This is a genomic window from Pseudomonas sp. B111, from assembly GCF_026428275.1.
GTDB classification, from domain to species: domain Bacteria; phylum Pseudomonadota; class Gammaproteobacteria; order Pseudomonadales; family Pseudomonadaceae; genus Pseudomonas; species Pseudomonas aeruginosa.
In genome coordinates this window covers 6449268-6475439 of sequence record NZ_CP097857.1, presented here as the reverse complement: position 1 = coordinate 6475439, position 26172 = coordinate 6449268, and the positions used below count along the sequence as shown (strand labels likewise).

24 protein-coding genes are annotated in these 26172 nt (G+C 62.5%); 11 read left to right on the top strand and 13 right to left on the bottom strand.

Annotation, left to right across the window (positions count from 1 at the left end; translation table 11 throughout):
• Nucleotides 1-4 precede the first annotated feature (4 nt).
• Nucleotides 5-469 carry a CreA family protein gene (locus tag M6E97_RS30050; protein ID WP_003094746.1) on the top strand — a complete coding sequence of 155 codons (465 nt, stop codon included), beginning with the start codon at nucleotides 5-7 and terminating at the stop codon, nucleotides 467-469.
• A 66-nt stretch (nucleotides 470-535) separates the two neighbouring features.
• On the opposite strand, the gene rpsT is transcribed toward M6E97_RS30050, so the two are convergent.
• Entirely contained in the window at nucleotides 536-811 is a 276-nt protein-coding gene (rpsT, locus tag M6E97_RS30045) for a 30S ribosomal protein S20 (protein ID WP_003094744.1), read from the bottom strand.
• 283 nt (nucleotides 812-1094) lie between these two features.
• Between rpsT and murJ the strand changes: the two genes are divergently transcribed.
• The 6 genes from murJ (at nucleotide 1095) to ispH (ending at nucleotide 8488) form a co-directional block, all read left to right on the top strand.
• Nucleotides 1095-2633, top strand: a complete 1539-nt coding sequence (murJ, locus tag M6E97_RS30040; protein ID WP_003102622.1) for a murein biosynthesis integral membrane protein MurJ — start codon at nucleotides 1095-1097, stop codon at nucleotides 2631-2633.
• A gap of 96 nt (nucleotides 2634-2729) precedes the next feature.
• A complete protein-coding gene (gene ribF / locus M6E97_RS30035; protein ID WP_003110419.1) occupies nucleotides 2730-3668 on the top strand; it encodes a bifunctional riboflavin kinase/FAD synthetase in 939 nt (312 codons plus the stop codon).
• A gap of 23 nt (nucleotides 3669-3691) precedes the next feature.
• Complete coding sequence (gene ileS / locus M6E97_RS30030) at nucleotides 3692-6523, top strand: isoleucine--tRNA ligase (protein WP_003094730.1); 2832 nt, start codon at nucleotides 3692-3694, stop codon at nucleotides 6521-6523.
• Nucleotides 6516-7025, top strand: a complete 510-nt coding sequence (gene lspA, locus M6E97_RS30025; RefSeq protein WP_003110420.1) for a signal peptidase II — start codon at nucleotides 6516-6518, stop codon at nucleotides 7023-7025. The genes ileS and lspA overlap by 8 nt, the downstream gene beginning before the upstream one ends.
• Complete coding sequence (gene fkpB / locus M6E97_RS30020; protein ID WP_003102613.1) at nucleotides 7018-7458, top strand: FKBP-type peptidyl-prolyl cis-trans isomerase; 441 nt, start codon at nucleotides 7018-7020, stop codon at nucleotides 7456-7458. Before lspA ends, fkpB begins: the two co-directional genes overlap by 8 nt.
• An 85-nt stretch (nucleotides 7459-7543) precedes the next feature.
• A complete protein-coding gene (gene ispH, locus M6E97_RS30015; RefSeq protein WP_003094724.1) occupies nucleotides 7544-8488 on the top strand; it encodes a 4-hydroxy-3-methylbut-2-enyl diphosphate reductase in 945 nt (314 codons plus the stop codon).
• Nucleotides 8489-8556: 68 nt separating this feature from the next.
• Here ispH and M6E97_RS30010 read toward each other — a convergent pair whose 3' ends face one another.
• The 8 genes from M6E97_RS30010 to M6E97_RS29975 all read right to left on the bottom strand — a co-directional run bounded on the left by M6E97_RS30010 (nucleotide 8557) and on the right by M6E97_RS29975 (nucleotide 15869).
• The gene (locus tag M6E97_RS30010) at nucleotides 8557-8982 is read right to left on the bottom strand and encodes a type IV pilin protein (protein ID WP_003116267.1); all 426 of its coding nucleotides are present in this window, start codon (nucleotides 8980-8982) and stop codon (nucleotides 8557-8559) included.
• The gene (locus tag M6E97_RS30005; protein WP_016254060.1) at nucleotides 8979-9305 is read right to left on the bottom strand and encodes a PilY2 family type 4a fimbrial biogenesis protein; all 327 of its coding nucleotides are present in this window, start codon (nucleotides 9303-9305) and stop codon (nucleotides 8979-8981) included. Before M6E97_RS30005 ends, M6E97_RS30010 begins: the two co-directional genes overlap by 4 nt.
• A gap of 2 nt (nucleotides 9306-9307) precedes the next feature.
• Nucleotides 9308-12784 carry a pilus assembly protein gene (locus tag M6E97_RS30000; protein WP_023100239.1) on the bottom strand — a complete coding sequence of 1159 codons (3477 nt, stop codon included), beginning with the start codon at nucleotides 12782-12784 and terminating at the stop codon, nucleotides 9308-9310.
• A gap of 13 nt (nucleotides 12785-12797) precedes the next feature.
• Nucleotides 12798-13403: a pilus assembly PilX family protein gene (locus M6E97_RS29995; RefSeq protein ID WP_003116263.1), complete on the bottom strand. Its 606-nt coding sequence runs from the start codon at nucleotides 13401-13403 to the stop codon at nucleotides 12798-12800.
• A complete protein-coding gene (locus tag M6E97_RS29990) occupies nucleotides 13400-14215 on the bottom strand; it encodes a PilW family protein (RefSeq protein ID WP_016254061.1) in 816 nt (271 codons plus the stop codon). The genes M6E97_RS29995 and M6E97_RS29990 overlap by 4 nt, the downstream gene beginning before the upstream one ends.
• An 8-nt stretch (nucleotides 14216-14223) precedes the next feature.
• Nucleotides 14224-14748: a type IV pilus modification protein PilV gene (gene pilV, locus M6E97_RS29985; protein ID WP_003116261.1), complete on the bottom strand. Its 525-nt coding sequence runs from the start codon at nucleotides 14746-14748 to the stop codon at nucleotides 14224-14226.
• 9 nt (nucleotides 14749-14757) lie between these two features.
• Nucleotides 14758-15246: a GspH/FimT family pseudopilin gene (locus M6E97_RS29980; RefSeq protein ID WP_003141552.1), complete on the bottom strand. Its 489-nt coding sequence runs from the start codon at nucleotides 15244-15246 to the stop codon at nucleotides 14758-14760.
• Nucleotides 15247-15368: 122 nt separating this feature from the next.
• Nucleotides 15369-15869, bottom strand: coding sequence for a GspH/FimT family pseudopilin (locus tag M6E97_RS29975; protein WP_016254062.1), 501 nt, complete (start codon nucleotides 15867-15869; stop codon nucleotides 15369-15371).
• Nucleotides 15870-16008: 139 nt separating this feature from the next.
• Between M6E97_RS29975 and thiO the strand changes: the two genes are divergently transcribed.
• Nucleotides 16009-17103, top strand: coding sequence for a glycine oxidase ThiO (gene thiO, locus M6E97_RS29970; RefSeq protein ID WP_003141551.1), 1095 nt, complete (start codon nucleotides 16009-16011; stop codon nucleotides 17101-17103).
• Between the two features lie 45 nt (nucleotides 17104-17148).
• Here thiO and pilR read toward each other — a convergent pair whose 3' ends face one another.
• From pilR to M6E97_RS29950, 4 genes are all read right to left on the bottom strand, one after another.
• Nucleotides 17149-18486 (bottom strand): two-component system response regulator PilR, encoded by a 1338-nt coding sequence (gene pilR, locus M6E97_RS29965; protein ID WP_003094694.1) that lies wholly within the window; start codon nucleotides 18484-18486, stop codon nucleotides 17149-17151.
• Nucleotides 18487-18500: 14 nt separating this feature from the next.
• Nucleotides 18501-20093 (bottom strand): two-component system sensor histidine kinase PilS, encoded by a 1593-nt coding sequence (gene pilS, locus M6E97_RS29960; RefSeq protein WP_003094692.1) that lies wholly within the window; start codon nucleotides 20091-20093, stop codon nucleotides 18501-18503.
• Nucleotides 20083-20328 (bottom strand): PP0621 family protein, encoded by a 246-nt coding sequence (locus tag M6E97_RS29955; protein ID WP_003102591.1) that lies wholly within the window; start codon nucleotides 20326-20328, stop codon nucleotides 20083-20085. The genes pilS and M6E97_RS29955 overlap by 11 nt, the downstream gene beginning before the upstream one ends.
• Before the next feature lie 156 nt (nucleotides 20329-20484).
• Nucleotides 20485-21510 (bottom strand): outer membrane protein assembly factor BamD, encoded by a 1026-nt coding sequence (locus tag M6E97_RS29950; RefSeq protein ID WP_003102590.1) that lies wholly within the window; start codon nucleotides 21508-21510, stop codon nucleotides 20485-20487.
• Between the two features lie 145 nt (nucleotides 21511-21655).
• Between M6E97_RS29950 and rluD the strand changes: the two genes are divergently transcribed.
• The 3 genes from rluD (at nucleotide 21656) to clpB (ending at nucleotide 26063) form a co-directional block, all read left to right on the top strand.
• Nucleotides 21656-22618: a 23S rRNA pseudouridine(1911/1915/1917) synthase RluD gene (gene rluD, locus M6E97_RS29945; protein WP_003094686.1), complete on the top strand. Its 963-nt coding sequence runs from the start codon at nucleotides 21656-21658 to the stop codon at nucleotides 22616-22618.
• Complete coding sequence (gene pgeF, locus M6E97_RS29940) at nucleotides 22615-23343, top strand: peptidoglycan editing factor PgeF (protein WP_015503650.1); 729 nt, start codon at nucleotides 22615-22617, stop codon at nucleotides 23341-23343. The genes rluD and pgeF overlap by 4 nt, the downstream gene beginning before the upstream one ends.
• A gap of 155 nt (nucleotides 23344-23498) precedes the next feature.
• Entirely contained in the window at nucleotides 23499-26063 is a 2565-nt protein-coding gene (clpB, locus tag M6E97_RS29935) for an ATP-dependent chaperone ClpB (protein ID WP_003094682.1), read from the top strand.
• The last annotated feature ends 109 nt before the right edge of the window (nucleotides 26064-26172 follow it).

Sequence of the window (26172 nt, the reverse complement as noted above, 5' to 3'; positions counted from 1 at the left end):
GCGAATGCGCAAGCTCGCGGGGTTGCTGGGTGGTCTGCTGCTGTTGCCGGCGCTTGCCGGGGCGGAGGAAATCGGCGAGGTTTCCACGGTGTTCAAGTGGGTCGGGCCGAACGACAAGATTGTCGTCGAGGCTTTCGACGATCCCAAGGTGCAGGGCGTGACCTGCTATCTGTCGCGCGCCAAGACCGGTGGGGTCAAGGGCGGCCTGGGACTGGCGGAGGATCGCGCCGAGGCGTCGATCGCCTGTCGCCAGGTGGGGCCGATCCAGTTCAGTGGCGAACTCAAGGATGGCGAAGAGGTGTTCAAGCAGCGCACTTCGCTGGTGTTCAAAAGCATGCAGGTGGTGCGCTTCTTCGATCGCAAGCGCAATGCCTTGGTCTATCTGGTCTACAGCGACCGGGTGATCGAAGGTAGTCCGCAGAACGCGGTGACGGCGATTCCCCTCATGCCCTGGCCGACCGCTCGCTGAGGCGAGCGAGTCGCGGGCAATAAAAAACCGGCCATTGGCCGGTTTTTTATTCGAGCAAGGCGTGCCTTAGGCGGCAGCAGTGCTGAGGGCCTTGATGTGACCGCTCAGACGGCTCTTGTGACGAGCAGCCTTGTTCTTGTGGATGATGCCTTTGTCAGCCATGCGGTCGATCACCGGTACAGCGGCGGTGAAGGCGGCCTGGGCTTTTTCCAGGTCCTTGGCGTCGATGGCTTTCACGACGTTCTTGATGTAGGTGCGCACCATGGAGCGCAGGCTGGCGTTGTGGCTGCGACGCTTCTCAGCCTGTTTGGCGCGTTTTTTGGCGGAAGGTGTGTTGGCCACCGTCGAGCTCCTCGAAAAAAACTGGGTAAATAGCGAACAAATTAAGGCCGCGAATAATGCCGTCGCCTCCAGGGGTTGTCAAGGGGCTGCGCATGCGGCCGGAAAGATCGGCGACGGATGTCGCCTGCTTTCTTGCGGGTGATTTATTCCGGCGCGCATTCTACACTCGGCGCGCCCTTGCGGACCGCCGTTCGGCGGCGAGGGCGCACTCGCGCGATGAACCGGCCCGGCCGGTCGCGGTCTTGGACAGGATCAATTTCGACATGCCGGCAGCCCGACATCCATGAATCTTCTCAAATCATTGGCGGCGGTGAGTTCCATCACCATGCTGTCGCGGGTCCTCGGCTTCGTCCGCGATACCATCCTGGCGCGGATCTTCGGTGCCGGCCTCGCCACCGACGCCTTTTTCGTCGCCTTCAAGCTGCCCAACCTGTTGCGGCGGATCTTCGCCGAAGGGGCGTTTTCCCAGGCTTTCGTGCCGATCCTGGCAGAGTACAAGAACCAGCAGGGCGAGGAGGCGACGCGGACCTTCATCGCCTACGTTTCCGGCTTGCTCACGCTGGTGCTGGCGCTGGTCACGGCGCTCGGCATCCTCGCCGCACCCTGGGTTATCTGGGTCACCGCGCCGGGCTTCGCCGATACCCCGGAAAAGTTCGCCCTGACCACCGACCTGCTGCGGGTGACCTTTCCTTATATATTGCTGATCTCGCTGTCGTCCCTGGCCGGCGCGATCCTCAACACCTGGAACCGCTTCTCGGTGCCGGCCTTCGTACCGACCCTGCTGAACGTCGCAATGATCGGCTTCGCGCTGTTCCTCACGCCTTATTTCGATCCGCCGGTCATGGTGCTGGGCTGGGCGGTGCTGGCCGGCGGCCTGTTGCAGCTCCTCTATCAACTGCCGCACCTGAGGAAGATCGGCATGCTCGTGCTGCCGCGCCTGAACCTCAGGGACAGCGGCGTCTGGCGGGTGATGAAGCTGATGCTGCCGGCGATCCTGGGGGTCTCGGTGAGCCAGATCTCGCTGATCATCAACACCATCTTCGCCTCGTTCCTGGCAGCCGGTTCGGTGTCCTGGATGTACTACGCCGACCGCCTGATGGAGCTGCCTTCCGGCGTATTGGGCGTGGCGCTGGGGACGATCCTCCTGCCGATGCTGGCGAAGACCTATTCGAACAAGGATCGCCATGAGTACTCGCGCCTGCTCGACTGGGGCCTGCGCCTGTGCTTCCTGCTGGTGCTGCCGTGTTCCCTGGCCCTGGCGATCCTCGCCGAACCTCTGACCGTCTCGCTGTTCCAGTACGGCAAGTTCACCACGGTGGACGCGGCGATGACCCAGCGCGCGCTGGTCGCCTACTCCGTTGGCCTGCTCGGCATCATCCTGGTCAAGGTTCTGGCGCCGGGCTTCTATGCCCAGCAGAACATCCGTACGCCAGTGAAGATCGCGCTCTTCACCCTGGTTTCCACCCAACTGATGAACCTGGCCTTCATCGGCCCGCTTCAGCATGCCGGCCTGGCCCTGTCCATCGGCCTGGCCGCCTGCCTGAATGCCGGCCTGCTCTACTGGCAACTGCGCAAGCAGCGTCTGTACCTGCCGCAACCGGGCTGGGCGAAGTTCCTGGTCAAGCTGGTGGTCGCGGTGCTGGCGATGTCGGCGGTGCTGCTGGCCACGATGCACTGGCTGCCGGCCTGGGAGCAGGGCGCCATGCTGGAGCGATTCCTGCGCCTCGGCCTGCTGGTGGTTGCCGGTCTCCTGGCCTATTTCGGTATGCTCGCGCTGCTGGGTTTCCGCCTGCGCGACTTTTCCCGTCGGGCGGTGCTGTGAAGCGCGTCCGGGCTGGCGGCGGGATCATGCCGTTTTGCCTGTTGTCCGGCGCCCGGTACGCGTATAATCGACCACTTTCTGAGCAATAAGCGTGCTATGCAGCTGCTTCGCGGACTACACAACCTGCAGCCCCTGGCCGGGGGCTGCGTCGCCACCATCGGTAACTTCGACGGCGTCCACCTCGGGCACCAGGCTATCCTGGCGCGTCTGCGCGAGCGCTCGCTGGAGCTGGGCGTACCCAGCTGCGTGGTGATTTTCGAGCCGCAGCCGCGCGAGTTCTTCTCCCCCGATTCGGCGCCGGTGCGTCTGACCCGCCTGCGCGAGAAACTCGAGTTGCTGCGTGGGCAGGGCGTCGACGTGGTGCTCTGCCTGGCCTTCAACCGCCGCTTGCGCGAGCTGTCGGCAGCCGAGTTCGTCCGCCAGGTCCTGGTCGATGGACTGGCGGTGCGGCACCTTGAAGTGGGCGACGATTTCCGTTTCGGCTGCGACCGCTCCGGTGACTTCGCCTTCCTGGTGAACGCCAGTCGCGAGCAGGGGTTCACCGTCGAGGCGGCCGCCACCGTCGAGCTGGACGGCGTGCGGGTGAGCAGCACGCGGGTCCGCCAGGCCCTGGCCGAGGGCGACCTGCATCTCGCCGAGCGCCTTCTGGGGCGTCCCTTCAGCCTGAGCGGACGGGTCCTGCATGGACAGAAGCTCGGCCGGCAACTGGGCTCGCCCACGGCCAACATTCAACTGAAACGGCGCAAGGCGCCGTTGAACGGGGTCTACCTGGTCAGTACGCTGGTCGATGGCCAGCGTTGCCAGGGGGTGGCGAACATCGGCACCCGCCCTTCGGTGAACGGCGACGGCCGTCCCCATCTGGAAGTGCACCTGCTCGATTTCGCCGGCGATCTATACGGCCGGCATCTGCAGGTGACCTTCCACCAGAAGCTGCGCGACGAGCAGCGTTTTGCCTCCCTGGAGGCACTCAAGGCGGCGATTCTCGCGGATATCGCCGCCGCCCGGGCCTACTGGCTGGGCCAACCGCTTGATTGAAGAGATCCTGAACAGGCCCTGAGATGACCGACTACAAAGCGACGCTAAACCTTCCGGAAACCGCCTTCCCAATGAAAGCCGGCCTGCCTCAGCGCGAGCCGGAAACCCTGAAGTTCTGGAACGACATCGGTCTGTACCAGAAGCTGCGGGCCATTGGCGGCGACCGTCCGAAGTTCGTCCTGCACGATGGCCCTCCGTACGCCAACGGCAGCATTCACATCGGTCACGCGGTCAACAAGATTCTCAAGGACATCATTGTCCGCTCCAAGACCCTGGCGGGCTACGACGCGCCCTATGTGCCGGGCTGGGATTGCCACGGCCTGCCCATCGAGCACAAGGTCGAGACCACCCACGGCAAGAATCTTCCGGCGGACAAGACCCGCGAACTGTGCCGCGAATACGCAGCCGAGCAGATCGAAGGGCAGAAGGCCGACTTCATCCGCCTGGGCGTGCTCGGCGAGTGGGACAACCCCTACAAGACCATGAATTTCGCCAACGAGGCGAACGAAATCCGCGCCCTCGCGGAAATGGTCAAGCAGGACTTCGTGTTCAAGGGCCTGAAGCCGGTCAACTGGTGCTTCGACTGTGGTTCGGCGCTGGCCGAGGCCGAGGTCGAGTACGCCGACAAGAAGTCGCCGACCATCGACGTCGGCTTCCCGGTGGCGGATGCCGACAAGCTGGCCGCGGCCTTCGGCCTGGCGGCCCTGGACAAGCCGGCGCAGATCGTCATCTGGACCACCACGCCCTGGACCATCCCGGCCAACCAGGCGCTGAACGTGCATCCGGAGATCGACTACGCGCTGGTCGATGCCGGCGATCGCTACCTGGTGCTGGCCGAGGCCCTGGTCGAGTCCTGCCTGGCGCGCTACCAGCGCGAGGGCAAGGTGGTCGCCACCGCCAAGGGCGAGGCGCTGGAACTGATCAACTTCCGCCATCCGTTCTACGAGCGCCTGTCGCCGGTCTACCTGGCCGACTACGTGGCCCTCGATGCCGGCACCGGTATCGTCCACTCGTCGCCGGCCTACGGCGAAGACGACTTCTATACCTGCAAGCGCTACGGGATGAGCAACGACGACATCCTCAGCCCGGTGCAGAGCAACGGCGTCTACGTCGACTCGTTGCCGTTCTTCGGCGGCCAGTTCATCTGGAAGGCCAACCCCAACGTGGTGGCCAAGCTGGAAGAGGTCGGCAGCCTGCTGGCCCACGAAACCATCAATCACAGCTACATGCACTGCTGGCGGCACAAGACGCCGCTGATCTATCGCGCCACCGCGCAGTGGTTCGTCGGCATGGACAAGCAGCCCAGGCAGGGTGCTTCCCTGCGCGAGCGAGCGCTGGAAGCCATCACCCAGACCGAATTCGTCCCGGGCTGGGGCCAGGCGCGCCTGCACGGAATGATCGCCGGGCGTCCCGACTGGTGCATCTCGCGCCAGCGCAACTGGGGCGTACCGATCCCGTTCTTCCTGCACAAGGCCAGCGGCGAACTGCATCCACGCACCGTGGAGCTGATGGAAGAGGTCGCGCAGCGAGTCGAGAAGGAAGGCATCGAAGCCTGGTTCAAGCTCGACGCCGCCGAGTTGCTCGGCGAGGAGGCCGCGCAGTACGACAAGATCAACGACACCCTGGACGTCTGGTTCGACTCCGGCACCACCCACTGGCACGTGCTGCGTGGTTCCCACCGGATCGGCCATGCCAGCGGCCCGGTCGCCGATCTCTACCTGGAAGGTTCCGACCAGCACCGCGGCTGGTTCCACTCCTCGCTGCTGACCGGCTGCGCGATCGACAACCATGCGCCGTACCGCCAGTTGCTGACCCACGGTTTCACCGTCGACGAGTCCGGCCGCAAGATGTCCAAGTCACTGGGCAATACCGTGGTGCCGCAGACCGTCATCGATACCCTGGGCGCCGACATCCTGCGCCTGTGGGTAGCCTCGACCGATTACTCGGGCGAGATCGCGGTATCCCAGCAGATTCTCCAGCGCAGCGCCGATGCCTACCGGCGGATCCGCAATACCACGCGCTTCCTGCTGTCCAACCTGAACGGTTTCGATCCGGCCACGGATCTGCTGCCGCCCCAGGAAATGCTGGCCCTGGATCGCTGGGCGGTCGATCGCGCCCTGCTCTTGCAGCGCGAGATCGAAGAGGCGTACCGCGAGTACCGCTTCTGGAACGTCTATTCCAAGGTGCACAACTTCTGCGTACAGGAGCTGGGCGGGTTCTACCTGGACATCATCAAGGACCGCCAGTACACCACCGGCGCCAACAGCGTCGCCCGGCGCTCCTGTCAGACCGCACTGTTCCACATCGCCGAGGCCCTCGTACGCTGGATCGCCCCGATCCTGGCGTTCACCGCCGAGGAAGTCTGGAAGTTCCTGCCCGGCGAGCGCGCCGAGTCGGTAATGCTCGCCACCTGGTACGACGGCCTCAGCGAATTGCCGGCCGACGTGACGTTGAATCGCCAGTACTGGGAGCAGGTCATGGCGGTGAAGGCCGCGGTCAACAAGGAGCTGGAGAACCAGCGCGCGGCCAAGGCCGTGGGCGGCAACCTGCAGGCCGAGGTCACCCTGTATGCGGAAGACGCGCTGCAGGCCCAATTGGCCAAGCTGGGCAACGAGCTACGCTTCGTCCTGATCACCTCGACCGCGACCCTGGCGCCGCTGTCGGCGGCTCCGGCCGACGCGGTGGACAGCGAAGTCGCCGGCCTCAAGCTGAAAGTGGTCAAGTCGACCCACGCCAAGTGCGGTCGTTGCTGGCACCATCGCGAGGACGTCGGTCAGCACGCTGCGCATCCTGACCTGTGTGGTCGCTGCATCGAGAACATCGAAGGCAGCGGCGAGGTTCGCCACTATGCCTGACGTCGATCGTTTCGGGCGCTTGCCCTGGTTGTGGATCACCGTGCTGGTGTTCGTCCTCGACCAGCTCAGCAAGGCGTTCTTCCAGGCCGAACTGAGCATGTACCAGCAGATCGTGGTGATCCCCGATCTGTTCAGCTGGACCCTGGCCTATAACACCGGTGCCGCCTTTAGCTTCCTGGCCGACAGCTCGGGCTGGCAGCGCTGGCTGTTCGCCCTGATCGCCATCGTCGTCAGCGCGATCCTGGTGGTCTGGCTGAAACGCCTGAAGAAAGGCGAGACCTGGTTGGCCATCGCCCTGGCGCTGGTGCTCGGCGGCGCCCTGGGCAACCTCTACGACCGCATGGTCCTTGGCCACGTGGTGGACTTCATCCTGGTGCACTGGCAGAACCGCTGGTACTTCCCGGCGTTCAACCTGGCCGATAGCGCCATCACCGTCGGTGCCGTCATGCTGGCGCTCGACATGTTCAGATCGAAGAAATCCGGAGAAGCCGCCCATGGCTGAGTCGACCCGCATTGGCCAGGAGAGCCGCGTCACCCTGCATTTCGCCCTCAAGCTGGAGGACGGCAACGTCGTCGACAGCACCTTCGACAAGCAGCCGGCCTCGTTCAAGGTCGGCGACGGCAACCTGCTGCCGGGCTTCGAACAGGCGCTGTTCGGCTTGAAGGCTGGCGACAAGCGCACCCTGAGCATTCTTCCCGAACAGGGCTTCGGCCAGCCGAATCCGCAGAACGTGCAGATCATGCCGCGCGACCAGTTCCAGGACATGGAGCTGGCCGAGGGCCTGCTGGTGATCTTCAACGACGCGGCCAAGACCGAACTGCCGGGCGTGGTCAAGGCGTTCGATGAGCAGCAGGTGACCGTCGACTTCAATCATCCGCTGGCCGGCAAGACCCTGGCCTTCGAAGTCGAGATCATTGACGTCCAGCCGGCCTGAACCGTCGGTCGCTGCGCCCTTCCCAAGCGGGGAGGGCGGTAGCAAGGTTCATTCGTCCAATCACCGCGTCGCCCACGAGACCGCCATGCAAATCAAACTCGCCAATCCCCGCGGCTTCTGCGCCGGCGTGGATCGCGCCATCGAGATCGTCAACCGTGCCCTCGATGTCTTCGGCCCGCCGATCTACGTGCGTCACGAGGTGGTGCACAACAAGTTCGTCGTGGACAACCTGCGCCAGCGCGGCGCCATCTTCGTCGAGGAACTCGATCAGGTGCCGGACAACGTCATCGTCATCTTCAGCGCCCACGGCGTTTCCCAGGCGGTCCGCAAGGAAGCCGAGGGGCGCGGCCTGAAGGTTTTCGACGCGACCTGCCCGCTGGTGACCAAGGTGCACATGGAAGTGGTGCGCTACAGCCGCGACGGCCACGAATGCGTGCTGATCGGGCATGAAGGCCACCCCGAGGTGGAAGGCACCATGGGCCAGTACGATGCCAGCAACGGCGGTGCCATCTACCTGGTGGAGGACGAGGCCGACGTCGCCGCGCTGGAGGTGCGCAAGCCCGAAGCCCTGCACTACGTGACCCAGACCACCCTGTCGATGGACGACACCTCGAAGGTCATCGATGCCCTGCGCGCCAAGTTCCCGCAGATCCAGGGGCCGCGCAAGAACGACATCTGCTATGCCACCCAGAACCGCCAGGATGCCGTGAAGGAACTGGCCGACCAGTGCGACATGGTCCTGGTGGTGGGCAGCCCCAACAGTTCCAACTCCAACCGCCTGCGCGAACTCGCCGAGCGGATGGGCACGCCGGCCTACCTGATCGACGGCGCCGAGGACATGCAACGCGGCTGGTTCGACGGTGTGCGTCGCATCGGAATCACCGCAGGCGCCTCCGCGCCGGAAGTGCTGGTGCGCGGAGTGATCGCCCAGCTACGTGAGTGGGGGGCGTCGGAAGAGCAGGAACTGGAGGGACGGGAGGAGAACATTACCTTCTCGATGCCCAAGGAACTGCGGGTCAAGGCTTTGTAATCGGAATTTTTGCGCACCTGAAAAAGCCCGGCTTATGCCGGGCTTTGCCTTTTTCTTGTTTCGGCGCTTTAGCGCCAGCATTCTGCAACGCTCTTCTTGCTTCCAGTCCGGCCTTTCTCGCCGTTGGCGGTCAAGGTCAGGTTGCCACAATCAAGATCGTTGAATGCCTGGTTGGCGATAAGGCGATAACCTCCGTCGTTGGCTACCGTATCGACGGTAAGGCTGTATTTGCCTGTGGAGGACTTCACTGTGGTGCCCGATGTGTTGCGCATATGCAGCTTGCCGATGTCGGCTTGGGTAGTGATATAAGTATTGTTCTGTGAAAAATAGCGCTCTTGAGTAGCGGCTGCTTCGCTGAGTAATGCCTGTCCTTCGGTGCGATTCCCGCGCTTCACGTATTCGTCGTAGCTGGGGTAGGCGATACCAGCAAGAATAGCGATGATTACTACGACGATCATCAACTCGATGAGAGTGAAGCCTCTGTTCGACTTCATTGTTGCTGCTCCGATCCGAAGGGAACGAGAGGGGCCTGCTTGATAATGTAGAACGACTCGATTTCTGGCAGGTCGCTGGTGAGTTTGCCGGAGAAAGACACTGTCTGTCCCTGACGTACCAAGAATATGACCGGCGAGTCCTGTTGTTGGACACGGTTGGGCAAGCGATATGTCTGCCCATCGACTACTACCAGACCGGCGGCAGGATGAACATCCTCGACCACGCCCACATTCTCGAACGTATTCGTGGCACTCAAGGCAAAGGTTGGGCAAGCCAGAGCTAGAGCTGCAAGAGCTGTGGCGAGAAGACGTAAGGGGTTCATGTTCATTTCTCCTCGACGACCCGCCAGGTTTGTCGTCCGTTACTCTTGTCGCTGGGGTTGAAGATGATGCACTCATCACCAGTGCAAGCCTCGGATTGACGCTGTTCGTTCTGGGTAATGGCCAAGCCACCTAGTCCATCCTGTTGGAAGGCGGATACGACCGAGCCGTTGTAATCCGAGCCAGAGTCCACTATACCCGCACGTTTGAGATCGAAGACGGTGAAACTGGTACGTCCGCCAGTATATGGATTGAGGCCGTAGGTCCAGCTGGTAGAGCCGCTGTCACAAGGGTCGTCGTTCGGTGTCAAGGTCTGCAATAGAAGCACTTGGCCGGCAGCGAACATATCTTCGATCATCATTTCGCCTTTCTTGCTGCTATTGACCTCCAGATTCAGTCGCCAGCCATAGCTAGCCACATCCGAGTTCGCGGTACCGGTTGCTCCGTCTTTGTACCACTTCACCGGGTTTTGGCTAATAAGCCGAATATTCCTGTTCACGCTACCGAATGTGGAGTTCGCCTCTGTTGTCATGGTTTGGGCTGTGAGGGCGTTGCGGTCGATGGTTGGGGTACTGTTTGCGCTTTCGCCCTTGGTCTGGCGATCCCAGATACCATAGAGCGTCATGGCTCGGCTGGTATCGGCCTGAGCGTCATCGTCCTCGAAGTATTTTCCTGTACCTACGATGACGATGTAGCCCTTACGGCTAGGATGGCGTACCAAGGTAGGCGGAGCCGTGATGGGCTGACGAGTATTGTTGTCGGCGCGAGCACGGAAAAGCGGGGCGCCGCTGAACGATACTCTGAAAGCAGAAGGATCTACATCTCCGGGCTTGAAGGGATTGATAGAGGTATTTGTGTCTGGGTCGTCGTTGCGGGTATTGCCGATCAAATCGAAGCGCCAGATATTTCCCTGCAGATCGCCAGCATAGGCGTAGTCAGCAATGCCATCGCTGTTGTTATCAGCCAGGCGAGGCGTCGATAGGCCATTGGCTATTCCGCGCTCGCTTTGGACTTCCAGCTTCTTGATCAGCGTTCCCTTTTTCAAATCAATCAGCAGTAAAGCTGCCTTGTCATTATCGCTTCCATAGCCGTTGCCGGTAACTACTGCCCATTGTCCGCTGTGCAGTCTGGCTACGGTAGGTTTGGAGAAGGTGTAACCAAGGTCCGAGTCGGTACTGCTATCGTATTCCCAAAGCAGCTTGACATCGTCCGGCTTGGTTACATCGAGTGCGAACAGGCCGCGACCTCCAGCACCAAGCGTTCCGATCAGAACAGTGTGCCAAGCTCCATCGAAAAAGGCATCGCTGACGACCGGTGTAGCGTCGACGAAATATTGGTGGGCACCGCCCTGGTAGCTGATGCCGGTAAGCTTGTTAAGCTTTTCGAATACTGCTGTAGGGATGAAAGCGAACTCTTCCACGCCGGTTTTGATGTTGAAACCATGCAACATGCCATCGTTGGATCCAACATAAACTCTAGGGCTGCGCTGGTCTGCCTCTGTCTTGAATGTGCCGTAGTCGCCGCTGGGTTCGATGGGGTTGGCCAGATAAGTGAGGTATTGGGCCGGTCCGACCACGGCTGGAGACGAGTGCACGATGTCCCCTAACACCGCCTGTCGTTGCCGGAATCCATCCATATTCTGCTGGCCACGGATGAAGTCGACCCGCTGTGCTCCTTTGGTGTCGGCCTGATTGTCCTTGTCCGGGTTGCGGTTCAGCCAAGTGGCTAACTGACTTCCCTCAATATTGCTCCATGTGAAAGGCTTAAGGCGGTTGGTTCCGCTATTGCTGGCGATGTAAATATTACGGGTAGCGGGAGCTCGGTTGTCCAGCAGTGCGCCGGCGCTCCATTCCTGGGTTTTGGTCGAACCGGTGGAAGTTGACTCCACCTTGTAACGTATAAGGTCGCCCGCCCAGTTCTTGTCACTGGCAAAGCTGGACTGGTAGCTGTAGCGGATCAGCTTGTCGCCGGTTCCGTCATCCTGCAGCGCGGAAGTCATTGCTGGTTTGGAGGAGGAGGTGTTGCGCTCGGAAATCCGTGTCAGGATCTTATTGAAAGCCTGAACCAGAGAGTCCGGTGATTCCGCGCTAAAGAAGTCTCCACGAGAGTTGATAGCTGCATGCCAGAGGTCGTAGACGTTACCGGGTGCGGCGTCGTTACCGACGCTGGGCCAAGCCTTGCTTCCAGCCATCAACTCCTCGTAGTTGCCAAAGGTGCTGCCTGTCCAAGTTGGTGCAGAGTTCAATGTGAGCGAATAGGAAAGACCTAGGCCAACAGTAAAGTTGACCATGTGTTGCCAAGTGGCTGGGTTGTTGCGAGGGTCCCAGTAATCCTTGGAATCGTCCCCACTCTTGTAGGCCATGAAAGGCTTCAGGTCATTGTCGATGCTGGGACGTAAGTCTGTGGTCCAGTATTTGAAAGCCAGGTCAGCCAATGAGCTGGCATTGCTGTCGGCATAAGGGGGCTGTGGCCTATAGAGGGTGCTATCAGGAAAGGTCTGGTTCTGGTTGTCGAGATTGCCGGGGGTGACGTTCCGACCGTTCCAGATACCGTCGGTCATCATGATGTGATAGCTGGCCCGGCAGGAATATGTCTTTCCGTCTTCGGTGGTATAAGCTGTGCCGTTGGTTTGCAAGAAGCGTCCGGCTCGGTCAAGAGCCGCATGCAGAGGAGTACCGCCGCTGGCCGGGCTGTTCGCCAGCCAATTGAAGAAATTGATTTTGTGCTGCTTGTTGAATTGGAGCAGGGCATTGTTTTGGCAGCTTCTGCTGTTGGCGCCGATGCTACAGGTGTTCAGGGCCCCCCAAGTGAGACGCACGTTTTCCGGCAGGCTGTAAAAGGCCAGGTTGGCAGCGGTCTTTGTGGCCAGGATGCGGTTGCGATAGTAGGAGTACCATATCGCAAAGTTGCTTTCCTGACTGGTAGGAAGAGCATTGTAGGTATAACAGGAGTTGGAGCTGCTCACCGGCTGTGCAGGGCAGCTAGCGCTTACCTTATAAGTATAGTAATAAGCTCTCCCGGTATTGCAGCTGCTATCGATGCAACCAAGCCAGCCGGTTCCCCATTGAGGGCGATAGTTATTGCTCAGGTTGGTGGTGGAGCCTTGGGCGTAGCCATCCTGCCAGGCTGCTGTGAAGCGTGGCACTGGATAGTCGGAAACGATGATCTGATCGCCTGACAGTGTCAATTTCTTGGGCACTTGGTAAGCATAATCGGGGTTGTAGTACAGTGCGTTGTAATCGCTGGAACGTCCCGCTCTGCCGCTATTCCCGCTAATACCGTCGGGCACGTAAGCCCAGGCCATACTGCCTGAGTCATCTAGAGTGAACAGCAGGTTGGGAGCAACGCCCTGGGTTAGGAACAGGGGTTGCTGGCTGACATTCAGGGCCGTGGCGGCATAACTGTCAGAGGCGAACAGGATGCTCAGGGTGCAACCTGCAGCCAGCAGGCTTTTTCCTGCGCGGGTAATCTGGTGGATCATGCGCTGGCTCCAGTCAGTTGGTATACAGGCGTGCATGAACGGCCTGTAGAACAGTCTCTCCGCCCGCCTTGTTGAGGGCGCGGCTGTTGGTTTCGTAGTAGAACGTGCCGACCCCGCGCATCATGTTGCCGTACTCGGGATTTTCCGCTTCGTTGTTCTGTTCGCCAGCGGGCACCGTGATGGTCTGCCAGGTGACTGCGCGGTCTTTGTCGATCTGCGTAGGGTTATTCAGATCGCTGCCTCGGTAGGGCATCCAGACACGTGAATTGGCGTTATCTGTCTTGCCGTTCAGGGCTGCCACCGGATTGTTGTGCACGTCATCTCGGGGTACGGAGAGGGCACTCAGGTTCAGTATGCAAGGCCGTTTGACATTGCTATCGGCGCATCCGCTGCCGACCTCTGGGGGCTTGATGGTATTGAAAAAGCGTCGTTCACCTTCGCGTAGCCCAGCTTCGCCCGCATTGCGCAGGCGCTTCTGTTCGATGAGATTGCCGGTGATACGGCTTTCCAGTGACACCTCGCGCATGTTGGAAACGGCGAGGAGCGTGATCATCAACAAGATAACCAGCGAGATCAACAACGTGGATCCCTGCTGTCGAGAGGTATGGCGCAGGGTCATGGCATGAGATTCCTGATGGTTTGGTTACCACGCGCTATTTGGTAAATCTGGCCTTTGTCTGCGGCCTCGATGGCGCTTTTGCTCTCGGGATAAAGGACGATCCAGCGATCGCGTGCCTGGCTATCATCTCCTGTGCGCAGGCTTGTATTGTCGCTGCCTGCCAGGATTGAGAAGCGCAATGCTCGGATAGGACGACCGGCGACATCCTGTAGTGCGACGAAGCTGGATACTTTGCGTTCGCTACGATCTGCTGGCCCGACCCCCGCTTCCAAGCGGAAGTCTGTGAGACCACTGACCAATTCTCCCGATTTCGACTGGGCGATATCGGGACGACTGCAACTCAGGGTACCGGCGCTCGGTAGGTAGACCAGGCGAACGACGACAGGGGGAGTATTTGTGAAGGGCTTTTCCGGAACTCCGGTAATTTCATTACCGAGGCAATCATGCTCCCCTTTGTAGGCGGGTTGATAGCGCAAGCAGACACCGTACTCACCCGCCTTGAGGGCAGTTGCCGCAGCGATAGTCTCGCCAGCCACAAATGCACGACAGCCATTGAATGTCGCGGATTTGAAAGCATTCTCCATGTTGTCGTCGTGAAGGCGACGATAGGCTGTCTTATCCAGTTGTTGCTGCAGCAGCATAAGAACGAAGCGGCTATTTTCCTGGTTGCCGGCCTGGCCTTGCTGGAAAAGATAGTTGCGTTTGTTGTCGATGTAGATCTGGCTGATCCCCAGGATCAGGAAGCTGCTTATAGCGAGTGCCACGAGCAGTTCTACCATCGATAGGCCTTTCTGCATTTTGCTGAAGAGCATGCTTGTTCTCACAATTCGGAGCGGACGCTGTAGGTGCACAAGGTGGAGTCAGAGGCGTTGAAACACGCTCCATCCATGGCTCGCCAGGCAACCTGGATTTCGATGGCCGAGCCTTTGGTGTTGTCGCAGGTACCCGGGGTTGGGCTGCGACAAATGTAGAATTGGCTATTCAAGAGTGCGGAGGCTCCCGGCAAGTCTTTCGAGGCCTGTTGGGCCCAGCAGCCGAGACGTTCCTTAGCATCTGCTGGCAATGGCGCGCAGCGCGCTGGGGCTGCGGGAAAGTCGCTGCCCTTGGCCTTGTAGTAGACCGAGTCTTCGCGTAGTTGGGCGCGTAGATTGAGTACGGCATCTGGGTCCGCACGCATTATTTCCATCAGGTCGCTAGCAAGCATTGCTGCGGCATTGCGTTGTACCGACTCCTGCGTGTACTGGATCGTGCGCCCTTGCATGGCAACCATGCCCAGTACGCCAATGCTGATCAGCACCAGAGCAACCAGTACTTCGATCATGCTGAAACCCGTTTCTCGAGACATGGGCTTTCCTCAGTTACAGCTGTCCGGTTGCTTTGAAGATGGGTACAGGATCACGCGTCCACTGGGCTGAACGGTAAGCAGACGTCCTGTACTTTTGTCACCGGCGAAGCAGACCTTTATGTCAATGTTTGCAGCCTGGTTGCTAAGTGTGCCGGTAGCGTTGAAGGTCAGCTCCGCAGTCGCACTGCTGGCGGATAGCGAGACCTGCTGGAAACCTTGGTGCTTTTGCACGGTGGTCGCGCCGCTGATGATTTCCAGGCCTTTTGCCCAGTCATTGTTCTGCGTCGCCCTGATGCTCACATTGGCATGACGGTTTACAGCTTCGCTGCGAGCGTACTGAAGCAGGCTGTAGAGTTCCTCGCTGGCAGTCTGGATTCGGTTGCGCTCGATCAAGGCGTTGAAACTGGGTACGGCAATGCTGGCGAATATGGCGACCAGAACCAACACCATCATCAACTCGATCAGGGAAAAGCCGGCGCTGCGACAAATAGAGCGCATGCAGTACTCCACAAGGAAAAGGGCCAGATAATCTTGCCTAGTGGAGAGCGCATTGTCCCTGTAGCAGAGACAGCCGGAGCGGAGAGTGGGATGACTGGCAAACGGTATGTGAAACAGTTCTCTCACCGCCTGGAGCACAGGTAAGAGAGCTTTTTATTTTCGCTCTTTCCCGCCACCCTGAGGCGGCCTTGCCGATTGAGCACCAATTGCCACTCGATGCGATCGTCCTTACATTCGAAGAAACGCCCGTTACCTGTAGGGCTGGTGCCATTAGGCAGGTAGCGCAGTCGCTTGTCGAAGCCCCGCCAATGAATATCGGTGCGACTCGTATTTTCATGCCGGGCCAGTATCTGTTGGCTCCTGTCGTTACGGCTGAACCAGCCGAGATGCCATTCCTCGCTGCAGGTACTGCCGTCACCGCTACCGCAGACCTCGATGATCACGCCGTTCTGTATGCTGCTAGCCCGCGCAGCCATCAGATGACTAGTCAGGCTGTCACGAGTAGCACGGCTAATGTCCCGCTTCATTCTGTCGTGGAGGGTGGGCAGCGCAATTGTCAGGCCTATCGCAAGGATCAATAGGACTATCGATAGTTCGACCAAGTTGAAGCCGCTCGATTTCATGGGATGAATACCTCTGCGGGTATGATGGGCTTTTCACCGGGACAGATTCGACTGAGTTCGTTGAAGCAGGCAATTCGTCAGCATCTGATCCCTTTGAGTGATATTTCTCTGTTCCTGGCAAATCGGTAGGAGCCCTGTGGTGAGTAGAGATGTAGTAGTGGTAGGCGCTGGCGTCATCGGCCTGTTGACCGCCCGGGAGCTGGCGCTCGCCGGACTGCGGGTGACCCTGGTGGAGCGGGGCGAGAGTGGGCGTGAGGCATCCTGGGCGGGAGGCGGGATCGTCTCGCCGCTCTATCCGTGGCGCTACAGCCCGGCGGTGACCGCCCTGGCGCACTGGTCGCAGGACTTCTACCCGGCCCTGGGGCAGCGTTTGCTCGACGAGACCGGGCTCGATCCCGAGGTCCATACCGTTGGCCTGTACTGGCTGGACCTGGACGACCAGACCGAGGCACTGCAGTGGGCACGCAACCACACCCGGCCGTTGAAGGAAGTGCCGATCGAGGAGGCCTACGCGGCGGTGCCCGGGCTGGGCGCAGGCTTCCAGCGGGCGGTCTACATGTCGGGCGTGGCCAATGTGCGCAATCCTCGCCTGGCGCGCTCATTGCGGGCATCCCTGCAACAATTCGCCAATCTCGAGTTGCATGAACAGACGGAGGTGCGCGGCTGGTTGCGCGACGGCGATCGAGTGGTCGGCGTGGCGACCTCGCGTGGCGAGATCCGTGGCGACAAGGTGCTGCTGGCGGCAGGCGCCTGGAGCGGCGAGTTGTTGAAGCCGCTTGGCCTGGAACTGCCCGTGGTACCGGTGAAAGGTCAGATGATCCTCTACAAGTGCGCGGCGGATTTCCTGCCGCGCATGGTGCTGGCCAAGGGGCGCTACGCGATTCCGCGGCGCGACGGCCACATCCTGATCGGCAGCACCTTGGAACATTCGGGCTTCGACAAGACGCCGACCGACGAGGCGCTGGAAAGCCTCAGGGCGTCTGCGGCAGAACTGTTGCCGGAACTGGCGGACATGCAGCCGGTGGCCCACTGGGCAGGGTTGCGCCCGGGCTCTCCCGAAGGCATCCCCTATATCGGTCCGGTGCCTGGCTTCGACGGGCTCTGGCTGAATACCGGGCACTACCGCAACGGGCTGGTCCTGGCACCGGCGTCGTGCCGTCTGCTGGCGGATCTCATGAGCGGGCGGGAACCGATCATCGACCCGGCCCCCTACGCCCCGGCTGGTCGCCTCTGAGGAGCGAAAACCAAAAGGCCTGTCTTCGGACAGGCCTTTTCACTTTCAGTCGATGCCCAGCTTTTTCAGGCGGTAGCGCATCGAGCGGAACGTCAGGCCCAGGCGCTGGGCCGCGGCGGTGCGGTTCCAGCGGGTCTCCTCGAGTGCCTGCATGATCAGCTTGCGCTCGATGTCTTCCAGGTAGTCCTCGAGGTTGTCGATTTCGCTCAGGCTCGCGGCGCCTTCCTGGCTGGCACCCGGCGCATCGGCCAGGCGCAGGTCGTGAGGCTGGATCTGGTCGTCTTCGCACAGGGTATAGGCGCGCTCCAGCATGTTTTCCAGCTCGCGGACGTTGCCCGGGAAGCGGTAGTTCTTCAGCTTCTCCTGTGCGTCGCCGGTCAGCCTGGCGGCCGGCAGGCCGGTGTCGCCGGCCAGGCGCTTGAGGATGCGTTCGGCGAGCAGCGGGATGTCCTCGCGGCGTTCGCGCAGCGGTGGTACGCGCAGCTCGATGACGTTGAGGCGGTAGTAGAGGTCCTGGCGGAAGCGCCCGGCGCCGACTTCGGCGGCGAGGTCCTTGTGGGTGGCGCAGAGGATGCGCACGTCGACGGCGACCTCCTGCTGGCCGCCGACCGCGCGCACGGCCTTTTCCTGGATCGCCCGGAGCAGTTTGACCTGCATGGCCATCGGCAGGTCGGCGACTTCGTCGAGGAACAGGGTGCCACCGCTGGCGGCCTGGAACAGGCCCTGCTTGTCTTCGATAGCGCCAGTGAAGCTGCCTTTCTTGTGGCCGAAGAACTCGCTTTCCATCAGCTCGGAGGGAATCGCGCCGCAGTTCACCGGCACGAACGGCCGCTCGATACGTGGCCCCTGCTCGTGGATCAGGCGCGCCACCAGTTCCTTGCCGCTGCCGGACTCGCCACTGATGTAGACCGGCGCCTGGCTGCGCGCCAGCTTGCCGATCTGGTTGCGCAGGGCGCGCATCGGCGGCGACTCGCCGAGCAGGCGGTTGTCCACCGGCGCTTCCTCGGCTTCCGGGTTGCGCAAGCGTAGGGCGGTTGCCACCAGCTCCCGCAAGCGACCGAGGTCGACCGGTTTGGTGAGGAAGTCGAAGGCACCGGCCTTGAGCGCCTGGATCGCGGTGTCCAGGCTGCCGTACGCGGTGATCATGGCCACCGGGGTCTGTGGATGGCGCTGCTGGATGTACTGGACCAGATCGAGGCCGCTGCCGTCCGGCAGGCGCATGTCGGTGAGGCACAGGTCGAACGGCTCGCGGGCCAGCAACTCGCGGGCTTCCTTGACGTTGCGGGCGCTGCGGGTGTCCAGCTTCATGCGGCCGAGAGTGATTTCCAGCAGTTCGCGGATATCCGGTTCATCGTCGACGATCAGGGCTTTTTGTCGGCTCATGCGTGCGGCTTCCGTCAGCTGAGTTTGCGCGGGTGGGCGAAGGTGATGCGGAAGCAGCCGCCGCCTTCCTCGCGATTGCGGTAGTCGATCCGTGCCTGGTTGCTCTCGCAGAGTTCGCGGGAGAGATAGAGGCCCAGGCCGGTGCCTTTGCTTTCTGTAGTAAAGAAGGGTTCGAACAGGTTGTTCAGTTTGTCCGCCGGTACGCCGGGACCGTCGTCGATGACTTCCAGCACCGGCAGGTCGCTCTCCGGGTCGCGCGCGAGGCTCAGCCAGACCTGGCCGCGCCCGTGCGCCTGGGCGCTGTAGCGAAGACCGTTCTGCACCAGGTTGCTCAGCACCTGGTTCAACTGGTGTGGGTCCATGCGGGTCTGGATGTCGCCGGCACCGAGCTGCAGGTGCAGTTGGCTGTCGTTGCGCAGCCTGCCGGGGTATTCGTCGACGAACCGCTGAAGCCACTCCTTCAGGTCGAGCTGCTGCGGTTCGGCCTGGCGGCGACGGGAGAGCTGCAGGACGTTCTCGATGACCAGGTTCATCCGCTTCGACTGGTCCTGGATGATCTGCGTCAGGCGTCGGTCCGGGGCATCCAGTTCCTCTGACTCCTGCAGCAGTTGGGCGGCGTGGCTGATCGCGCCCAGCGGGTTGCGGATCTCATGGGCGATGCCGGCGGTCAGGCGGCCAAGACCGGCCAGCTTCATCTGCTGCGCCTGCTGGGCGATCTGCGAAATGTCTTCGAGGAAGATCAGCACGTGCTGGTCGTCTTCGCGGTTGAGGCTGATAAAGCTGGGTTGCACCGTCGGGCCATCCGGCACCACCTTGAGCGTCGGCGGACGGAGGCTGGGATTCAGGCGCCATTGCTTCATGCAGTGCATCAGCATCGGGCTGTGGCGGCCGAGGCTGGCGCCCTGCACGTCGTCCTGCCTGAGCAGGCCGAGGGCGGCCTGGTTGGCGAGGAGGATGGCCTGACGGCTATCGACCACGAGGATGCCGGTGCGCATGCGCTGCAGGATCAATGCGTTGAGTTCCTCCAGGTTGGCGACCGTCTCGGCGCGTTCTTCGGCCAGCGTTTCGGTCTGCTCCTGGCGCCGCACCAGAGCCTGGATCACCAGCGCGGCGGCGAAGCACAGGGTGCCGAGGCCGCCGGCCTGGACGTAGTGGTTGGTGGCGTCCGGACTGCTCAGGCTGAGGAAGAAGGTCAGGTAGAGCAGGCCGAGGCTGGCCGCCGCCGCGATGACCAGGCCGATGCGCCCGCGCAGCAGGATGTTGGCAATGGCCACCGCCACCACCAGCAGGCTGCCGATGCCGCTGGGTACGCCGCCACCTGCGTAGAACAGGCCGCAAAGCATCAGCACGTCGGTGAGCGCGAGGATGAAGATCGGCAGCAATTGCCGCGACGGCGGCAGGAACAGCGCGACCAGGATGTTGAAGACCAGGTAGCACCAACTGCCGACATGGAACAGTTCAGGGTGGACGAGCTTGAGGACCTGATCTTCCAGTTCGCTGGAGATCAGCAGGACCAGTACCAGGCCGATGGTCAGGCGGTACAGGTGGTACAGACGGAGGATGCGTTGCCCCTGCTCCTCGCTCAGCCGTAGCCGTTCAGCGCGCACGGTCGCCCTGGTCCTGGCGCAGGTGCGCCTGGCTGCAATACCAGCGTTGTTCGTGGGCGAGGGCGTTGGCCTGCGGCACGTGGACGCCGCAATGGGCGCAGCGGACCATCGGCGATGCGCTCGGCTCGTCCTGCGGACGTTGCTGCTGGCGCGGAGTGGGACGGGTAAAGCGACGCCAGAGCCAGAACGCGATGGCGATCAGGGCGATCCAGAACAGGAGGCGGAAAAGGCCCATGGTGATCTCGGAGGCTGGAGAAAGCTGCAGTTTAGCCAAGCCGCCGGCTCGATCCCAGACGGGAAGGTCCAGGCTGTGCGGCGTTTGGCGCTGGGAGAGGCATGGCGGCGGGCAAAAAGAAGGGAGGCCTGCGCCTCCCTTCGGTGTTTCGTGCGATCAGTCGAAGAGACCGAAGGTCATGTAGCTCCACCAGGAGCGACCGGAGTCCTCGTCGTCATCGCTCTCCGGCTTCTCGTCGTCGGCGCTGTGATCCTGGTTTTCCGGCTTCAGTTCGGCGGGGATCTCCCGCTCGGCATCCTCGTACTGCTTGATCACGTCCTTGGCGGCCTGGGTTTCCATGTGCGGCGGCGGCTCGCCGCCTTCGATCAGGCCCAGGGTGGCCTTGGCCAGCCAGGAGCGGGTGTCGGCCTCGCTTTCGCGGGCGACGAACTCGCCATCCTTGAGGCTGGCGTTATCCGGATAGTTCAGCTTGAGGGTTTCCAGGCTGGTGCTGGCCAGGTCGTCGAGACCCAGGCGACGGTAGGCTTCGACCATGATCGCCAGGCCATCGCCGACGGCCGGGGTTTCCTGGAAGTTCTCCACCACGTAGCGACCGCGGTTGGCGGCGGCGACATAGGCCTGGCGCTTCAGGTAGTAGTGGCCGACGTGCACTTCGTAGGCCGCCAGCAGGTTGCGCAGGTACACCATGCGCGCCTTGGCGTCCGGGGCGTAGCGGCTGTTGGGGAAGCGGCTGGTGAGCTGGGCGAACTCGTTGAAGGAGTCGCGGGCGGCGCCCGGGTCGCGCTTGGTCATGTCCAGCGGCAGGAAGCGCGCCAGCAGGCCGCGGTCCTGGTCGAAGGAGGACAGGCCTTTGAGGTAGTAGGCGTAGTCGACGTTGGGGTGCTGCGGATGCAGGCGGATGAAGCGTTCGGCGGCGGCGCGGGCGGCTTCGGGCTCCATGTTCTTGTAGTTGGCGTAGATCAGCTCGAGCTGGGCCTGCTCGGCGTAGCGGCCGAAGGGATAGCGCGATTCGAGGGCTTTCAGCTTGGTGACGGCGCTGTTGTAGCTCTTGTTGTTGAGGTCGTCCTGCGCCTGCTGGTACAGCTGGCTCTCGCTCAGGTTCTCGTCGACAGTCTCCTTGTTCGAGGAGCAGGCTGCGGTGAGGGCGAGGATGGCGATCAGCAGCAGGTGTTTCACTTGCATGGCGGCTTGCGTCCCTGGGACGGTCGGCTTGGCCTCAACCGTCTGTTATGATTGGCGCCCCAGGCACCCCCTGGGACAAAGACCCCGTATTTAACCACAGCGCGTAGCCGATTCCAAAAGCCGCGCTGAGCATCGTCTCCTACTCATGTCCGATATGATTCAACGCGCGGCCGAGGTGCCGTTCGAGCTGGGTGGCCAGCGTCTCGACCAGATCGCCGCCCAGCTTTTTCCCGAACACTCCCGCTCCCGTCTGGCCGGCTGGATCAAGGACGGTCGCCTGACCGTCGACGGCGCCGTGCTGCGCCCGCGCGACATCGTCCACAGCGGCGCGCAACTGGTCCTGGAGGCAGAGCAGGAAGCCCAGGGCGAGTGGCTCGCACAGGACATCGAGCTGGAAATCGTCTACGAGGACGAGCACATCCTGGTGATTGACAAGCCCGCCGGCCTGGTGGTCCATCCGGCTGCCGGCCATCAGGACGGCACCCTGCTGAATGCCTTGCTCTACCATGTCCCGGACATCGCCAATGTGCCGCGCGCCGGGATCGTCCACCGGCTGGACAAGGACACGACCGGCCTGATGGTAGTGGCCAAGACGCTGGAGGCCCACACCAAGCTGGTGGCGCAACTGCAGGCACGGTCGGTCAGCCGCATCTACGAGGCGATCGTGATCGGCGTGATCACCTCCGGCGGCACCATCGATGCGCCGATCGGACGGCATGGCGTGCAGCGGCAGAAGATGGCGGTGGTCGACGCCGGCAAGGTGGCGGTCAGCCATTACCGCGTGCTGGAACGCTTCCGTGCGCACACCCATACCCGGGTCAAGCTGGAGACCGGGCGTACCCACCAGATCCGCGTGCACATGAGCCATATCGGCTATCCCCTGGTCGGCGATCCGGTCTACGGTGGGCGCTTCAGGATTCCCCCGGTGGCCAGCCAGACCCTGGTCCAGACTCTTCGCGAATTCCCCCGGCAGGCTCTGCACGCGCGCTTCCTCGAACTGGATCACCCGGCCACCGGCGTGCGCATGAAGTGGGAGTCGCCGCTGCCGGAAGACTTCCTCTGGCTGCTCAGCCTGTTGCGCCAGGATCGCGAGGCGTTCGTCGGATGAACGCCTGGCTGACCCCCGACTGGCCGGCGCCGGCCCGTGTGCGGGCCTGCGTGACCACGCGCAGTGGCGGGGTCAGCCAGGCACCCTTCGACAGTCTGAACCTTGGCGCCCACGTCGACGACGATCCGCGCGCCGTGGAAGAAAACCGCCGACGCCTGACCGAACGCCTGGAATGCCGGCCGAGCTGGTTGGAACAGGTGCACGGAGTGACGGTGGTGGAGGCCGACCCGAGCCGGGTGCCGAGGGCCGACGCCAGTTGGAGCGCGATGCCGGGCGTTGCCTGTACGATCATGACCGCCGACTGCCTGCCGGCGTTGTTCTGCGACCGCTCGGGCACCCGCGTGGCCGCGGCCCATGCCGGCTGGCGCGGGCTGGCGGCGGGCGTGCTGGAGGCGACGGTGGACAGCCTGGGCGTGCCCGGCGACGAACTGCTGGTCTGGCTGGGGCCGGCGATCGGCCCGCAGGCCTTCGAGGTCGGCGGCGAGGTCCGCGATGCATTCGTCGCTGCGCACGCCGAGGCGCGCTCGGCTTTCGTACCTAGCGCCAATCCGGGCCGCTTCATGGCCGACATCTACCGACTCGCGCGGATCCGCCTGGGCGCCCATGGCGTCACCGCCGTGCATGGCGGCGGCTTGTGCACCTTCAGCGATACCGAGCGCTTCTATTCCTACCGCCGCTCGTCGCGTACCGGCCGTTTTGCCAGCCTGGTCTGGCTCCAGGACTAGGCACGCGCAGGTTATCCGGCGGCAACTGACCGATGTCACGGCCCGGTCGCTTGAACCGCGGAAAATCGCCCTTATCTATTGAGTCATCTCGGCGGGCTTTTCTTCATCAGGGACACCCATCGTTCCGGCCCGCTCTATAGAAGGAAGGACGACCCATGCGAATAGACCGTTTGACCAGCAAGCTGCAACTGGCGCTCTCCGACGCCCAGTCCCTGGCCGTTGGCCATGACCATCCGGCCATCGAGCCGGTGCACCTGCTTTCCGCCCTGCTCGAGCAGCAAGGCGGTTCGATCAAGCCCCTGCTGATGCAGGTCGGCTTCGATATCGCCGCCCTGCGCAGCGGCCTCAACAAAGAACTCGACGCGCTGCCGAAGATCCAGAGCCCGACCGGCGACGTGAACCTGTCCCAGGATCTCGCACGCCTGCTCAACCAGGCTGACCGCCTGGCCCAGCAGAAGGGCGACCAGTTCATCTCCAGCGAGCTGGTATTGCTGGCCGCGATGGACGAGAACACCAGGCTCGGCAAGCTGCTGCTCGGCCAGGGCGTGTCGCGCAAGGCGCTGGAGAATGCCGTGGCCAACCTGCGCGGCGGCGAAGCGGTGAACGACCCGAACGTCGAGGAGTCGCGCCAGGCGCTGGACAAGTACACCGTCGACATGACCAAGCGCGCCGAGGAAGGCAAGCTCGACCCGGTGATCGGTCGCGACGACGAGATCCGCCGGACCATCCAGGTCCTGCAGCGGCGGACCAAGAACAACCCGGTGTTGATCGGCGAACCCGGCGTCGGCAAGACCGCCATCGTCGAGGGCCTGGCCCAGCGCATCATCAACGGCGAAGTGCCGGACGGCCTCAAGGACAAGCGCCTGCTGGCCCTGGACATGGGGGCGCTGATCGCCGGTGCCAAGTTCCGCGGCGAGTTCGAGGAACGCCTGAAGGCGGTCCTGAACGAACTGGGCAAGCAGGAAGGTCGGGTCATCCTGTTCATCGACGAACTGCACACCATGGTCGGCGCCGGCAAGGCGGAAGGCGCCATGGACGCCGGCAACATGCTCAAGCCGGCTCTGGCGCGCGGCGAGCTGCACTGCGTCGGTGCTACTACCCTCGACGAGTATCGCCAGTACATCGAGAAGGATGCTGCGCTGGAGCGCCGCTTCCAGAAGGTGCTGGTGGACGAGCCGAGCGAGGAAGACACCATCGCCATCCTCCGTGGCCTCAAGGAACGCTATGAAGTGCACCACGGGGTGAGCATCACCGACGGCGCGATCATCGCCGCGGCCAAGCTGTCGCACCGCTACATCACCGATCGGCAACTGCCGGACAAGGCCATCGACCTGATCGACGAGGCCGCCAGCCGCATCCGCATGGAGATCGACTCCAAGCCGGAGGAACTGGATCGTCTCGACCGTCGCCTGATCCAGCTGAAGATCGAGCGCGAGGCGCTGAAGAAGGAAGACGACGAAGCCACCAGGAAGCGCCTGGCCAAGCTGGAGGAGGATATCGTCAAGCTCGAGCGCGAATACGCCGACCTCGAGGAGATCTGGAAGTCCGAGAAGGCCGAGGTACAGGGCTCGGCGCAGATCCAGCAGAAGATCGAGCAGGCCAAGCAGGAAATGGAGGCGGCGCGGCGCAAGGGCGACCTCGAGAGCATGGCGCGCATCCAGTACCAGACCATCCCGGACCTGGAGCGCAGCCTGCAGATGGTCGACCAGCACGGCAAGACCGAGAACCAGTTGCTGCGCAACAAGGTGACCGACGAGGAAATCGCCGAAGTGGTTTCCAAGTGGACCGGTATCCCGGTGTCGAAGATGCTCGAGGGCGAGCGCGAGAAGCTGCTGCGCATGGAGCAGGAGCTGCATCGGCGAGTGATCGGCCAGGACGAGGCGGTAGTCGCCGTGTCCAACGCCGTGCGCCGTTCGCGCGCCGGCCTCGCCGATCCGAACCGGCCGAGCGGCTCGTTCCTCTTCCTCGGCCCGACCGGGGTGGGCAAGACCGAGTTGTGCAAGGCGCTTGCCGAGTTCCTCTTCGATACCGAGGAGGCGCTGGTGCGGATCGATATGTCCGAGTTCATGGAGAAACACTCGGTGGCCCGCCTGATCGGCGCGCCTCCGGGCTACGTCGGCTTCGAGGAAGGCGGCTACCTGACCGAGGCGATCCGCCGCAAGCCCTACTCGGTGGTGCTGCTGGACGAGGTGGAGAAGGCCCATCCGGATGTATTCAACATTCTCCTCCAGGTGCTCGAGGACGGACGCCTGACCGACAGTCACGGGCGTACGGTGGACTTCCGCAACACCGTGGTGGTGATGACCTCCAACCTCGGTTCGGCGCAGATCCAGGAGCTGGCCGGCGACCGCGAGGCGCAACGTGCCGCAGTGATGGACGCGGTCAATGCGCACTTCCGTCCGGAATTCATCAACCGGATCGACGAAGTGGTGGTGTTCGAGCCGCTGGCTCGCGAGCAGATCGCCGGCATCGCCGAGATCCAGCTCGGTCGCCTGCGCAAGCGCCTGGCCGAGCGCGAGCTGAGCCTGGAACTGAGCCAGGAGGCGCTGGACAAGCTGATCGCCGTCGGCTTCGACCCGGTCTATGGCGCACGCCCGCTGAAGCGGGCCATCCAGCGCTGGATCGAGAACCCGCTGGCGCAACTGATCCTGGCCGGCAAATTCGCGCCGGGTGCCAGTATCTCGGCGAAGGTGGAAGGCGACGAGATCGTCTTCGCCTGACCTCTTCGGGGGCGGACAGGGAAAGCCCCGCTTCGGCGGGGCTTTTTCATGGGCGTCCGGTAGGCGCGAGAGCGCTGCCGCATGCAGTGGAAGGGCCGTTTTGTCGCTC